Consider the following 12,905-nt stretch of genomic DNA (forward strand, 5'->3'; position numbering starts at 1 on the left):
GTGGAGGCCCCTCCAGCCCTCGCTCGGCGACCACGCGCAGCGCCGCCGCGACCAGCAGTCGCCGCCGCTCACCAACCGGAACCCGCGCCATGTCTCCCCTTCGAGGGCTCTGGAAACCCTTGCTCGTCACTGAGCCTGCCTTCTACACTACCCGGCAGTGGGACACCCGACCCACATCGCGGACACCCACCCGGACGACGCGGTCCGGAGTCTTGGAATGGACATGCCTCGCCCCGTACCGACGTTTCCGCCCGGCTTCGTGCTCGGCACCGCAACCGCGGCCCCCAGATCGAGGGTGCAACCACTCTGGGGCGTCGCACGCCCAGCGTCTGGGACGCGTTCAGCGCCGAGCCCGGCCGCATCCAGGACGGCAGCACGACCGCGGTGACGGCCGACCACATCAACCGGGTCTCCGAGGACGTGGCGCTGATGTCGGCCCTCGGGATCGACGCCTACCGGTTCTCGCTCGGCTGGACCCGGCTGCAGCCGGGCGGTTCGGGCCCGCTCGATCCTGCGGGAGTGGCGTTCTACGACCGGCTGCTCGACGAACTCCTCGCCGCGGGCATCTCGCCGTTCGTGACGATCACCCACTGGGACCTCCCGGTCGACTACACCGACGGCTGGCTCGACCGTGAAACGGCCTACCGGCTCGGCGAGTTCGCGGGCCTTGTCGGAGAGCGGTTCGGCGACCGGGTCGACGCCTGGGTCACCGTCAACGAGCCCGCCACCGTGACCCTCAACGGCTACGCACTCGGGCTGCACGCGCCCGGAGAGGCGCTGCTGTTCGACGCGCTGCCCACCGTCCACCACCAGCTCCTCGGCCACGGCCTCGCCGTCCGCGCGCTCCGCGCAGCTGGCGTGCGCGGCGAGATCGGCATCACCAACGTCCACTCCCCGTGCTCCCGCCGGACCCGGCCCGGAGGACGCGTTGATGACCGCGCTGTTCGACGTGATCCACAACCGGATCTTCGCCGACCCTGTGCTGCTGGGCCGCTTCCCGGACGTCCCGGAGGGGCTCGAGCCGATGTTCGCCGCCTTCGAGGGGTACCCGACGCCGACCTCACGACGATGAGTGAGCCGATCGACTTCTACGGCCTGAACTACTATCAGCCGCTGGTGGTGGCCGCAGGCGCCGGTTCGGGTGAGAGCCCGGACGGCACCAGCGAGGCGATGGCGGGGCTCCCCTTCCGGCTGGAGCAGCTCTCCGGCCACGAGACGACCGGCTTCGGCTGGCCGATCGCACCGGAATACCTCGGCCTCCTCCTCGGGGAGCTGCGGGACCGCTACGGCGACGCGCTCCCACCCGTCTACATCACCGAGAGCGGCGCCAGCTTCCCCGACGAGCCGGGCGCCGACGGCATCGTCCACGACTCCCGGCGGGTGTCCTACCTGGGCGACCACATCGGGGCGGCCCTCGCGGCCGTCAGCCCGGGCGGGGTCGCGGAGGGCATCGACCTGCGCGGCTACTTCGTGTGGTCGCTGCTCGACAACTGGGAATGGGCCGCGGGGTTCACGCAGCGCTTCGGCCTCGTGCACGTCGACTTCGCCACCGGGGCCCGCACCCCGAAGATGTCCTACCGCTGGCTGCAGGCCGCCCTGCGCAACCGGCACCGGAGCTGAGGATGTCGACCGAGGCGCGCCGGGACACGACCGCGACCCGCCCGCGCGTCACCTGGGTGTGGCTCACACTGTTCGCGCTCGCCTGGTTCGGCTACTGGATGCTGATCATGCTGCCCGGCCAGTTCCTCATCGTGAAGCTGGCGAGCGTGCTCGACCCCGACGACAAGGTCGGGATCGGGTCGCTCCTGATCATCCTGACGGCGATGGTCCTGGTGCTCGCGGTGCCCGTCATCGGCTGGCTCTGCGACCGCACCCGGACGCGTTTCGGGCGGCGCCGCACGTGGGCGTTGGCGGGCCTCGTCACGGCGACGGTGCCGTTCGCGTTCGTCGGTTTCCAGCACACCTGGCAGAGCGCGGCCGCGCTCCTGACGTTCGTCGGCCTCGGCGAGGCGGCCGTCCTCGTCTCCCTGTCTGCCGTCATCGCCGACCGGGTGCCGGAGGACCAGCGGGGCCGCGCGTCGGCCGCGATGGGGCTGCCGGAGGTGTTCGCGCTCGCCATCGGCATGGTGATCGTCACGGAACTGGTGCCCGAGGTGGGCCCGAGCTGGCTGGTGATCGCGATCATCGCCGCGCTGTGCCCGCTGCCGTTCCTGTTCACCTACCGCGAGCCGGCCGTGACGGCAGACGAACCGCGGCCCAGCCCCTTCAGGTGGCGGCCGGGCGCACTCACCGGCTACCGCGACCTCGGCTGGGCCGGGCTGTCGCGCGTGCTGGTCAACGTCGGCAACCTCGTCGGCACCACCTACCTGCTGTACTTCCTCTCCGACGAGCTGCGGGTGCCGGATCCTGACGGCGCACTGACCGTCCTGATCCTCGTGTACCTGGCCGGCTGCGCCATCGCCACGTGGGCGGGCGGCATCCTGACCGACCGCTGGCGCACGCGCCGGGTGCTGGTCGCCGTCTGTGCCGGCCTCCAGGCAGTCGCGGCCGTCCTCCTCGCCCTCGTGCCGACGTGGGGGTCGAGCCTGGTGGCCGCCGTCCTGCTGGGCGTCGGGTACGGTGCGTTCCTGTCGGTCGACCAGGCGCTGCTCACCGACGTGCTGCCCGACCAGGAGACCCGGGCCCGCGACCTCGGCATCGTGAACTCCGCGCAGCACCTGCCGATCGCCCCGGTGATCGGCTGGGCCGTGCTCTCGGTGGCCGGCTACTCCGAGCTGTACCTGGTGGCCGCCGTCATCATGGCGGTCGGCGGGTTGGTCGTGTTCCGGATCAGGTCGGTGCGCTGATGGCACGACCCGCGGGGCCGTGGGCCGACTGGTCGGCGGCCACCGCCGACCTGGACCCGCCGTTCGCCGTCCTCGACCGCGACGCGCTGCTCGCCAACGCGGCCGATCTGGTGCGCCGCGCCGCGGGCACCCCGGTGCGGATCGCGTCCAAGTCGCTTCGGGTGCGCGGCGTGCTCGAGGAGCTGTTGCGGCGCGACGGGTTCGCGGGCGTGCTGGCATTCACCCTCCCGGAGGCGCTGTGGCTGGCCCGCACCTGTCCCGACGTCGTGGTCGGCTACCCGACGGCCGACCGGGCCGCCATCGCGGAGCTCGCGGGCTCGGAGGCGGCCTGCCGAGTCGTCACGCTGATGATCGACGACGTCGCCCAACTCGACCTGATCGACTCCGTCGCCCCACCGGCGACCCGGCCCACGCTGCGCGTCTGCCTCGAACTGGATGCGTCCTGGAAGGGGCCGCCTCCGCTCGGGAGGCTGGGCGCGTGGCGCTCCCCGCTGTACACCCCGGACGCCGTGCGTTCGCTGGCCGTGGAGGTGGCGCGGAGGCCCGGATTCACCCTGGTCGGGTTGATGGCCTACGAGGCGCAGATCGCGGGCGTCAGCGACGCGCTGCCCGGCCGGGCGGTGATGAACGCCGTCGTGGCCTGGATGAAGTCCCGCTCGGAGGCCGAGCTGTCGGAGCGCCGCTCTCTCACGGTGGCGGCCGTCGCGGAGGTGGCACCGCTGGAGTTCGTCAACGGCGGCGGCACCGGGTCGATCGAGTCCACGATCCGCGACGGGTCGGTCACGGAGGTCGCCGCGGGCAGCGGGCTGTTCGCAGGCCACTACTTCGACTCCTATGCCGCGTTCACGCCGCGCCCGGCCACCGGGTTCGCGCTGTCGGTGGTGCGTAAGCCCCGGCCCGACTGCGTCACGGTGCTGGGCGGCGGGTGGATCGCCTCCGGGCCTCCCGGGCAGGACCGGCTTCCGTTGGTGGCCCATCCGGCGGGGCTGCGGATGCTCGCCCGAGAGGGCGCGGGCGAGGTGCAGACCCCACTCGAGGGTGACGCGGCGCGGACGCTCGGCGTCGGCGACCGCGTCTGGTTCCGGCACGCCAAGTCCGGCGAGCTGAGCGAGCGGATCAACGAGTTCGTGGTGGTCGGGGCGGCTTCGTCGTCGACCGGCTGCCGACCTATCGCGGCGAGGGAAAGGCATTCCTGTGAAGGCAGACGTATGGCGGAACTGGGGCGCACCATCCAGGTGCGGCCGGCACGGGTGGAGCGCCCGGGAGCGTCGAGGAGGTGGCCGCGCTCGTCCGTGGGCCGTGTCCGACGGCATCCCGCTCAAGGCGGTCGGCGCCGGACACAGCTTCAGCGCGATCGCCGAGGCCGACGGGGTGCAGATGAGCCTCGACGGCATCGCAGGCCTGATCTCGGTCGACCGGGCGACGCGTGAGGTGACCCTGGGTGCCGGCACCCGGCTGCGGCACATCCCCGCTCTGCTGGCTCCCTACGGCCTGGCGATGGAGAACCTGGGCGACATCGACGCCCAGTCGGTGGCGGGCGCCGTCTCCACCGGCACGCACGGCACCGGTGCGGCGTTCCGCGGGATCGCGGCACAGATCGTGGGCGCGGTGCTGGTGACGGGCACCGGCGAGGTCCTCAGGGTCGACCGCGACCACAACCCCGAACTGCTCCCCGCCGTCGCGCTCGGCCTGGGCGCGCTCGGCGTCCTCGTCGAGGTGACGCTGCGTTGCGTCGAGGCGTTCGACCTGCGCGCCATCGAGCGCCCGGAGCCCCTGGGAGCGGTGCTCGGATCGCTCGATGAGCGCGTCGAGGAGGCCGACCACTTCGAGTTCTTCTGGTTCCCCCACACCGACATCGCCATGACGAAGACGAACACCCGGGTGCCCGCGGGCGAGGCTCGCGCTCCCCTGTCCGCTGCGCGCCGCTGGTTCGACGACTCCTTCGTCTCCAACGACGTGTTCGGTGTCCTGTGCCGGCTCGGGCGGGCCCTCCCCGCCGCCGTGCCCCGATCAACCGGGCCGCGGTGAGGCTGACGGGCGACCGCTCGTTCTCCGACGTGTCGTCCAATGTGTTCACCACGCAGCGCCGGGTGCGGTTCACCGAGATGGAGTACGCGATCCCCGCCGACCGCGTGGTAGTGGCGTTCGACGAGGTGCGCCGCGCCATCGACCGGGAGGGGTGGCGCGTGTCGTTCCCGGTGGAGGTGCGCTTCGCAGCCGCCGACGAGCTGTGGCTGTCGACCGCGCACGGCAGGCCGACCGCCTACCTGGCCGTCCATCGCGCGCTCGGTGAAGACCCGGTGCCGTACTTCCGCGCGGTCGAGTCGATCATGCGCGGCCACGGGGGCCGTCCGCACTGGGGAAGATGCACTGGAGCACGGCGGGGATCTCGCCCCGTCTACCCCCGCTTCGACGACTTCCGCGCGCTGCGCGGCAGGCTCGACCCGGCAGGGTCTTCCTCAACCCCTATCTGCGCGGGGTGCTCGGGCGTAACTCAGCCGAGGATCGCGAGCCCCTTCCCCAGGAACAGCCCCGCCATCAGCACGAGCACGACCATCGAGATCGCCGTCAGGTTCGCCTCCAGCCAGTCGCGCGCCGCGGCGAGGGGCCCAGCACCCGGGGCCCGCCGACGAGCACGAGCAGTAGGGGCACGAACACGCCCAGCCCGGCCAGCGCGGCGAACGTCAGCAGGCCGGCCAGGGAAGACCCGGCTCCGAGCCGGGCCTCGGCGAAGGCGGCCCCTGCGCTGATCGCCAGGGGCAGGTTCTTGATCATCAGGAACCCTGAGCCAGCCCCAGCCCCAGGGATCCCGCCACGCCGGTCGACCCGACCCTGGCCAGCAGGGCCCCACCCTTGGAGTCCCGCTTCCGCCACGTCACGACGGCGAGCACGGCGAAAAGCACCCCGAAGATCAGTTGGGCGACGTCGACGCCCGCCTCCGTCGCCACGGGATCGACGCTCTCGGCGACGTCCACCAGGAGGAACGCCAACCCGGCCTGGATGAGCACCGCGGCCGACCAGCCGGTCCCGAAGAGCAGGGCGCGCGTCTTCCCCGGTGCCCCAGGTTGAGGATGATGCCGGTGACGAGCGCGAGCGGGCTCAGCGCCAGCGCCGTCGCGTACGGAAGGACCTCACCGAGAGTGGCCCACATGGCGTCCCCTCGCGGGCGACCGCCTCAGAAGCGGTCGTCCGGATGCGTGCCGGTGCGGATCCCCGACTCGAGGGCCGCCATCGCGGCCATGTCGGCCTCGGTGAGGGCGAACCCGTCCACCGCCAGGTTCTCGCGCAGCCGACCGGGATCGGTCGACTTGGGGATCAGCGTACCCCCGAGTTGCAGGTGCCATCTGATGATCGCCTGCGCGGGCGTCACGGCGTGCGCGGCCGCGATCCTGCCGACCACCGGATCGGCGAGCAGGCGTCCCCGGCCGAGCGGGCTCCACGCCTGCGTGACGATGCCGTGTGCCGCGTGGAACTCGCGCAGGCCGAGCTGCGGGAGCCACGGGTGCGACTCGACCTGGTTGATGGCGGGCGTCACCCCGGTCTCGTCGATGAGCCGCCTCACGTGCTCCTCGGTGAAGTTCGACACCCCGATGGTGCGGACCCTCCCTGCTGCTGCAGCTCGATCAGGGTGCGCCACACGTCGACGTAGCGGTTCCGCCTCGGCCGCGGCCAGTGGATCATGTACACGTCGATGTGGGTGCCGAGCGCCCTCTCCGAGGCGTCGAACGACCGGAGCACCGCGTCGCGTTCCTGGCTCTCCTCGCCCCAGAACTTCGAGGTGACGATCAGCCGGTCGCGCTCCACCCTGCGCAGCCCCGCGCCCACCTGTTCCTCGTTGTGGTAGAACTCGGCGCCGTCGACGAGGCGGTAACCCGCCTCCACCCCTGCGACGATGACGTCCTCCGTGACGTCGGGATCGACCTTGTAGAGCCCGAAACCGAGCGTCGGGATGCGGTTGCCGTCATTGAGCGAAACGTCGTTGGTCATGGCACCGATTGTGCCAGTACCCCCGTTAGACAGATAGGAGCGCCGGGGTACGGGTTTGTGCCCACGATTGTGGCCACAAACCCCTACCAGCCGCCTGTCGGTAGGGGGAGACCGACATGCGGCGCGGCAACTGGGTCATCTTCAGGCCAGTGCCGCCCGGCGCTTCTATACGTATAACTTGCCCGTTCCGCGTGGGGTCCGACCAGATCCGATCGTCTCGAACACCCAGTACTTTCGGTGCGAACAGGAGTACGTTCGCACTATGCGGTACGGTCGGCGCATGCGGCCGTCCCATTCGCCTGCCACGCGAGGCGGGTCATCTCAACCGGTCGAGCCGACGCGCCGTCGCGCCATCCTCGGCATGAGCGTGCTTGCCGCATCGCCCCTCCTGTTCCTCGCAGCCTACATCGCAGTCACCACCCCGCGGAGGAACGGTGGCCAGGGCTCTTCATCGAGGTCGCCATCTGCGTGGCGGCCGCGCTGAGCACCCGCTGGCCGGTGGTCGGATCCGTTGCCACCGGCGTCCTCCTCACCGTGCTCGCCTTCGGCACCGACGGCGAGGCGCGGATGAGCGCTTTCGCCGTGCTCGCACCGATCATCGCGACCGGCGCCCAGGGCCGTTGGCGGCTGACGCTCGGGATCACGTCGTGGTATCTGGTGGTCCTCGCCGTGCTCGAGTCGCCGAACCTGGAGCCGAACAACCTCGTGCACGCCGCTTGGACGTGGGCGCTCGTGCTGTGCATCGGGCTGCTGCTGGCCGCCGGCCTCGACCGCATCCGCGGACAACGACTCGCCTCGGAACGGCGCAGGGAGACCGAACTGTTGGAGCAGCGCCGCACGATCGCGCGGGAACTGCACGACACCATCTCCCACACCGCGACCCTTTCGCTGCTGCGGGCCACCGCCGCGCGTGAGCATCTGGACGATCCCGACCTGATCTCGACCGACCTCGACTACCTGACCGACGCCTGCCAGCAGATGACGGTGGACCTCCGGTCGCTGCTCACCGCGATCCGCGGCCCCAACGAGAACCCCGTCGCGGAGGCCCCCACATCGCCCCCAGCACCGCCCTGATCCGGGCACGGGCAACGCTCGAACGCGCCGGGTTCACGGTGTCGGTGCTCACCGACGGCGCCCTCGACGATCTGCCCGAACCCGCACGCCAGACCCTCGTGCGCACCGTCAGCGAGGCGGCCGAGAACATCACCCGCCACGGCGACCGCTCCAAGCCCTGCTCGCTCCTGTTCGAGCGGACCGAAGGCGGCGTCGAGTTCGTTGCGACAAACACGATCAGCGGGAGGCGTTCGGGCACGGCAACGGGTATGGTCTGCTCGGACTCGCCGAGCGGATCCGCTCTGTCGGCGGCGAACTCAACGTCTCCAGCAATCCCCGACCTGGGTGCTCCACGCCCGGATCCCACTGCACCACTCCACGGAGGTGACGCGTTCGTGACAAAGAACGAAGGCGACCCGATCCGCGTCCTGCTCGCCGACGACGACGCCATCGTCAGGTCGGCCCTGCGGGCCCACCTGTCGTCGAGCCCTGACATCCGCGTTGTCGCCGAGGCGATCACGGGCCAGGAGGCCCTCCGCCTCCTCGACTCGGGTCTCGACGTCGACGTGGTGCTGATGGATGTGCGGATGCCGGAGAAGGACGGCATCTCGGCGGCCGCCGAGATCGGCACCCGTTCCCGCAGCCGACCCCGCGTCCTGCTCGTGACGTCCTACGACACCGATGAGATCGTCGTGGAGGCCCTGCGGGCCCGCTCCAACGGACTCGTCCTCAAGTCGGCGGGGCCGAGGCGATGTCAGATGCCGTGCGCGCCGTCCACCGTGGGACCACGGTGTTCTCCGAGGGCCCCATCTCGAGACTTGCCGACTCGCAGCAGACCCAACCTCCGACCGACCTGCGGCTAACTCCACGGGAACTCGATACGCTTGAGTTGCTGTGTCGCGCCATGTCCAACGCCGAGATCGCCAAGGCTCTCCACCTGTCGGAATCACGCGTCAAGGCGCACATCTCGTCGATCATGGCGAGGTTGGGCGTCGACAGCCGACTGCGCGTCGTGGTGCGCGCTTTCGAACTCGGTTTAGTCACGCTAGATCGACCACATCAGGTCGCTCCCGCCCAAGGAAAGGTAATCGACAGATGATCAAGCGAATCCTCATCGCATCCCTCGCCGCCGCAGCCATGCTGCAGGCACCCGCCATGGCCTCCGCGGCCGACTTCAACGGCAACACCTCGTCGCCGAACTACACCCTGTGCAAGCTGCTCCCCTGGCTTCCCTCCTGCAAGCTCCTCTTCGCCGGAGAGTGACCAGCAGGCTTGTCTGACGCGGCGGCTAGGGTGCCGGGCATGTACCGCACCCTCGCCGTCTCCGGTTACCGGTCCCTGCGTGACGTCGCCGTCACGCTCGGCCGGGTGACCGTTGTCACCGGGCCGAACGGATCCGGTAAGTCAAGCCTCTACCGCTCGCTGCGGCTCCTCGCGGGCTGCGCGCTCGGCGACGCCATCGGCTCGCTGGCGCGTGAGGGCGGCCTCGGCTCGGTGCTGTGGGCGGGCCCGAGTCGCTCAAGGGCGCCAGGCGCACCGGCGTCGTCGAGGGCACCACCCGCTCCGGCCCCATCTCGCTCAGGCTCGGCATCGGCGCCGACGGCTACTCCTACCTCATCGATCTCGGCCTCCCGATCCCCAGCGACTCCGCCTTCTGCCGCGACCCGAGATCAAAAGAGAGGCCGTGTGGGCGGGCCCGGTGATGCGCAGCGGCACCCTGCTCGCCCGCAGGAAGCAGGCCCGCGTCGAGGTCCGCGACGACGGCCCCTGGGAGCAGTTGCCCTTCACGCTCCCCACCCACCGATCCATGCTCGCCGACGTCGCCGAGGCCCGCGCCCTGCGCGACGACCTGGCCGCCTGGCGCTTCTACGACGCGATGCGCACCGACGCCGACGCCCCCGCGCGGCAGCCGAGGGTCGGCACCCGCACCTTTGCCATGGCCAGCGACGGCTCGGACGTCGCGGCGGCGCTGCAGACCATCGTGGAGCGCGGCAAGGATCACGTGGATGAGCACCTCGAGGACGCCTTCCCCGGGAGCAGGCTGGCGATCCTGCAGCAGGGGGCCTCTTCGACGTCACGCTGCACCAGCACGGGATGCTCAGGGCGCTCTGCAGCGCCGAGCTCTCCGACGGGACCCTGCGCTACCTGATGTGGCTCGCCGCGCTGCTCGCCCCCGTCCGGCCTCCCCTGATGGCGATCAACGAGCCGGAGAACAGCCTGCATCCCACCCTGATCGAGCCGCTCGGGCGGTTGATCGCGGCCGCCTCGGCCGACACCCAGATCGTGGTCGTCACCCACTCGCGGCCGCTGGTCGATGCCCTGGCTTCGGCGCTCCCGGCCGACGACCTCGAGATCGTCGGGTTGGACAAGGACACCGGCGAGACGCTGGTTGCCGACCAGGGGCTTCTCACGCGCCCACGGTGGGAATGGGGATCCCGCTGACACGCCACCGGAAACCGGCCCGGATAACGTGCCGGTGAGTCGGGAGGCTACGCCTCGGCGCGACGGCTGACCACCACGGTGCCGAGCAGCAGGTCGGTCAGCGCCCTCCGCTCGGCCCCACCACCAGCATGGGGATCACGAGGCACTTGAGGGCGGTGCGCACGATGGGCCGCCACCAGCCCAGCGGGCCGCCGTCGAGCCGGATGATGCCGATGCGGGCGATCAACTGCCCGAAGGAGCCGCCGGTCAGCGCGGTGAGGATGCTCGCCTCGACGAAGTACACCGCCAGGATCATGAACGAGCGCCAGCCGGATCCGGTGAGGACCTCCGATCCGAAGAGCGCGAGCGCGACGATCATGCTGGCCGTCCAGTCGCCCAGGAGCGCGGCGACGCGCGCCCGCCACGAGGCCAGCGATCCGGGGCCCGAGGCGGGAAGCCCGATGCTCTGACCGGGGTACTGCACTGGCTCTGTCACGCGGCGCAGCCTACCAGCGCAACCCTTTCCGCCCTGGCGAACTGGCGCGGACCGGATGCCCCGGACCACCCCACGTGTGGCAGGGTATCCGGCATGGAGCAGTTCTTCTCTCGACCCTGGGTCGACCTGAGGCGTCAGGCCAGCGCCATGTGTTGTCGCTGAGCCCACACCTCCGACGCCCCACATCCCGCCCCAGAAAGCACTCCATGTCCCAGACACTCTCCGAGCGCCCCGTCGCGCCCGAATCCGGCCGGCCCGACTCCGCCCCGCGAAGTCGAAGCCCTTCTACACCCAACTGTCGTTCCAGATCGTCGTCGGTCTCATCGCGGGTCTCGTGCTCGGCCTCGCCGCCGTCGCGATCGGCCCCGTCGGCGAGGCCGAGGGCCCGAACTGGCTCACCACGCTGCTCACCGAGGTCGGCAAGGGCTACGTCTCGCTGCTGACCGTGCTGGTCATCCCGCTGGTGGTCACCGCGGTGATCTCCTCGGTGGCCCGCCTCCGCGAGGTGGCCAACGCCGCCAGACTCGCCGTCCAGACGCTGATCTGGTTCGCCGTCACCGCCCTCGCCTCCGTGGTGGTCGGGATCGGCGTCGGTCTCCTCTCGAAGCCCTGGCTCACCGCCGGGGTCAGCGCAGCCAACGCCGAGGAGCCCGGTCGAGTCGGCGAGTGGACCGCGTTCCTCACCGGCCTGGTGCCGTCCAACATCTTCGGCCTGACCGTGCGGGTCAGCCAGTCCGACGCCGGCGTCACCGCGAGCCCCAGCTTCTCGATCCTGCAGATCCTGCTCATCTCCATCGCGCTCGGCGTGGCCGCCCTCAAGGTCGGCCCCAAGGCCGACAGCTTCGTCGCGCTCGCCGAGTCGGCGCTGGCCGTGGTGCAGAAGGTGCTGTGGTGGATCATCCGCCTCGCGCCCATCGGCACCGCCGCGCTGATCGGCAAGGCCATCGTCACCTACGGCTGGTCGTCGCTCGCATCGCTCGGCGTGTTCGTGCTCGCGCTGTACCTCGGCCTCGTCGTCGTGTGGGTCGTCGTCTACCCGCTGGTGTTGAAGCTCCACGGCCTCGGCGTCGGGCAGTTCTACCGCAACGTGTGGCCCGTGATCTCGCTCGGCTTCGTCACCCGCTCCTCCATGGGCGTGATGCCCGTCACCGAGCAGGTCACCGAGCGCAACCTCGGGGTGCCCCGCGGCTACGCCTCGTTCGCCGTCCCGCTCGGCGCGACCACGAAGATGGACGGGTGCGCCGCGGTGTTCCCGCCCTCGCCGCGATCTTCATCGCCCAGTTCTACGGGATCGAGCTGAACCTGACGCACTACCTGCTGATCGCCTTCGTGGCCGTCATCGGCTCCGCGGCCACCGCGGGCACGACCGGGGCGACCGTGATGCTGACGCTGACGCTCTCGACCCTCGGGCTTCCGCTTGCCGGCGTCGGCCTGCTCCTCGCGGTCGAGCCGATCGTCGACATGGGCCGCACCGCGCTCAACGTGACGGGCAGGCCCTGGTGCCGACCATCGTCGCCAAGCGCGAGGGCGTGCTCGACGAGGACATCTACAACGCGAAGCCGAGCTTCGCCACCGTCTGAGCCGACACGGGTCGGGCAGACGGGTCGGGGCCCGGGCGATCGACCGCCCGGGCCCCGGAACCTGTTGTGGCGCGGGTCCCTCAGCCGCCGTAGCCCAGCCCGTGCCCGAACCGGAACAGCGGATCGGCGGTGTCGAACGGCACGTCCGGGTCGGAGGCCACGACGGCCTCCATCGAGGACGGCAGGTCGAACGGCAGCCTGCCCTGCGGCTCGTGAACGCCGGTCAGCACGTCGAGCAGCGCGTCCGCGCCGGCCCCCAGTTGACGGTGATCGCGGCCGCGATGCCCGTGAACGGGGTGAGGATGGCCGGTCGGTCGGCGAAGACGTCGAGGATCACCGGCACGTGGCCCGCCACCTCACGGACGTGCTCGACGACCTCGACGGGAAATCGAGGCTGCCCGCGTGGAAGAAATTCTCGAACACGGTGGCGCGCTGCTCGTAGGGCGCCTGGAGCCGGATGACGGCCACGTCGGCGTCCGCCGGATCGGTCACGACATCACCGTAGGCGGCGGCATCGTCCTG

General features: G+C 70.9%; 14 protein-coding genes and 5 pseudogenes. 14 read left to right on the top strand and 5 right to left on the bottom strand.

Annotation, left to right across the window (positions count from 1 at the left end):
* The 4 genes and pseudogenes from G7085_RS03580 (at window position 1) to G7085_RS23790 (ending at window position 5,596) form a co-directional block, all read left to right on the top strand.
* Complete coding sequence (locus G7085_RS03580; RefSeq protein ID WP_197509994.1) at window positions 1-1,620, top strand: glycoside hydrolase family 1 protein; 1,620 nt, start codon at window positions 1-3, stop codon at window positions 1,618-1,620.
* Window positions 1,621-1,676: 56 nt separating this feature from the next.
* A complete protein-coding gene (locus G7085_RS03585; protein ID WP_197509995.1) occupies window positions 1,677-2,846 on the top strand; it encodes an MFS transporter in 1,170 nt (389 codons plus the stop codon).
* Window positions 2,846-4,276 (top strand): alanine racemase, encoded by a 1,431-nt coding sequence (locus tag G7085_RS03590; RefSeq protein WP_231979180.1) that lies wholly within the window; start codon window positions 2,846-2,848, stop codon window positions 4,274-4,276. The genes G7085_RS03585 and G7085_RS03590 overlap by 1 nt, the downstream gene beginning before the upstream one ends.
* Window positions 4,200-5,596 (top strand): annotated as a pseudogene (locus G7085_RS23790) (D-arabinono-1,4-lactone oxidase). The gene G7085_RS03590 and the pseudogene G7085_RS23790 overlap by 77 nt, the downstream one beginning before the upstream one ends.
* Window positions 5,597-5,620: 24 nt before the next feature.
* Here G7085_RS23790 and G7085_RS03605 read toward each other — a convergent pair.
* Complete coding sequence (locus tag G7085_RS03605; protein WP_197509998.1) at window positions 5,621-5,854, bottom strand: hypothetical protein; 234 nt, start codon at window positions 5,852-5,854, stop codon at window positions 5,621-5,623.
* A 167-nt stretch (window positions 5,855-6,021) separates the two neighbouring features.
* Window positions 6,022-6,833: pseudogene (locus G7085_RS33990) on the bottom strand (aldo/keto reductase).
* A 468-nt stretch (window positions 6,834-7,301) separates the two neighbouring features.
* Between G7085_RS33990 and G7085_RS03615 the strand changes: the two are divergent.
* The 8 genes and pseudogenes from G7085_RS03615 to G7085_RS23815 all read left to right on the top strand — a co-directional run bounded on the left by G7085_RS03615 (window position 7,302) and on the right by G7085_RS23815 (window position 10,328).
* On the top strand, window positions 7,302-7,907 hold the full coding sequence (locus tag G7085_RS03615; RefSeq protein WP_197509999.1) for a histidine kinase: 606 nt from the start codon (window positions 7,302-7,304) through the stop codon (window positions 7,905-7,907).
* A gap of 44 nt (window positions 7,908-7,951) precedes the next feature.
* Window positions 7,952-8,749: a response regulator gene (locus tag G7085_RS03620; protein ID WP_197510000.1), complete on the top strand. Its 798-nt coding sequence runs from the start codon at window positions 7,952-7,954 to the stop codon at window positions 8,747-8,749.
* 41 nt (window positions 8,750-8,790) lie between these two features.
* Window positions 8,791-8,985 (top strand): LuxR C-terminal-related transcriptional regulator, encoded by a 195-nt coding sequence (locus G7085_RS03625; RefSeq protein ID WP_231979182.1) that lies wholly within the window; start codon window positions 8,791-8,793, stop codon window positions 8,983-8,985.
* A complete protein-coding gene (locus G7085_RS03630; RefSeq protein WP_197510002.1) occupies window positions 8,982-9,149 on the top strand; it encodes a hypothetical protein in 168 nt (55 codons plus the stop codon). The genes G7085_RS03625 and G7085_RS03630 overlap by 4 nt, the downstream gene beginning before the upstream one ends.
* Before the next feature lie 39 nt (window positions 9,150-9,188).
* A pseudogene (locus tag G7085_RS31945) lies at window positions 9,189-9,326 on the top strand (AAA family ATPase); the annotation flags it as partial.
* 59 nt (window positions 9,327-9,385) lie between these two features.
* Window positions 9,386-9,589, top strand: a complete 204-nt coding sequence (locus G7085_RS23805; RefSeq protein ID WP_231979183.1) for a hypothetical protein — start codon at window positions 9,386-9,388, stop codon at window positions 9,587-9,589.
* Window positions 9,571-10,035, top strand: coding sequence for an AAA family ATPase (locus G7085_RS23810; RefSeq protein ID WP_231979184.1), 465 nt, complete (start codon window positions 9,571-9,573; stop codon window positions 10,033-10,035). The genes G7085_RS23805 and G7085_RS23810 overlap by 19 nt, the downstream gene beginning before the upstream one ends.
* Window positions 9,981-10,328 (top strand): AAA family ATPase, encoded by a 348-nt coding sequence (locus tag G7085_RS23815; protein WP_231979185.1) that lies wholly within the window; start codon window positions 9,981-9,983, stop codon window positions 10,326-10,328. Before G7085_RS23810 ends, G7085_RS23815 begins: the two co-directional genes overlap by 55 nt.
* Window positions 10,329-10,375: 47 nt before the next feature.
* On the opposite strand, the pseudogene G7085_RS31950 reads toward G7085_RS23815, so the two are convergent.
* Window positions 10,376-10,803: pseudogene (locus tag G7085_RS31950) on the bottom strand (RDD family protein).
* Window positions 10,804-11,137: 334 nt separating this feature from the next.
* On the opposite strand from G7085_RS31950, the gene G7085_RS03645 reads away from it, so the two are divergent.
* Window positions 11,138-12,103, top strand: a complete 966-nt coding sequence (locus G7085_RS03645) for a dicarboxylate/amino acid:cation symporter (RefSeq protein ID WP_197510003.1) — start codon at window positions 11,138-11,140, stop codon at window positions 12,101-12,103.
* Window positions 12,040-12,237: pseudogene (locus G7085_RS33995) on the top strand (cation:dicarboxylate symporter family transporter); the annotation flags it as partial. The gene G7085_RS03645 and the pseudogene G7085_RS33995, both read left to right, overlap by 64 nt.
* Before the next feature lie 226 nt (window positions 12,238-12,463).
* Here the strand turns inward: G7085_RS33995 and G7085_RS03655 are convergent.
* Window positions 12,464-12,613 carry a hypothetical protein gene (locus G7085_RS03655; protein WP_197510004.1) on the bottom strand — a complete coding sequence of 50 codons (150 nt, stop codon included), beginning with the start codon at window positions 12,611-12,613 and terminating at the stop codon, window positions 12,464-12,466.
* A gap of 103 nt (window positions 12,614-12,716) precedes the next feature.
* Entirely contained in the window at window positions 12,717-12,875 is a 159-nt protein-coding gene (locus G7085_RS03660; protein ID WP_197510005.1) for a hypothetical protein, read from the bottom strand.
* Between the last annotated feature and the right edge of the window lie 30 nt (window positions 12,876-12,905).

Source organism: Tessaracoccus coleopterorum (assembly GCF_011174705.1).
Lineage (GTDB): Bacteria > Actinomycetota > Actinomycetes > Propionibacteriales > Propionibacteriaceae > Arachnia > Arachnia coleopterorum.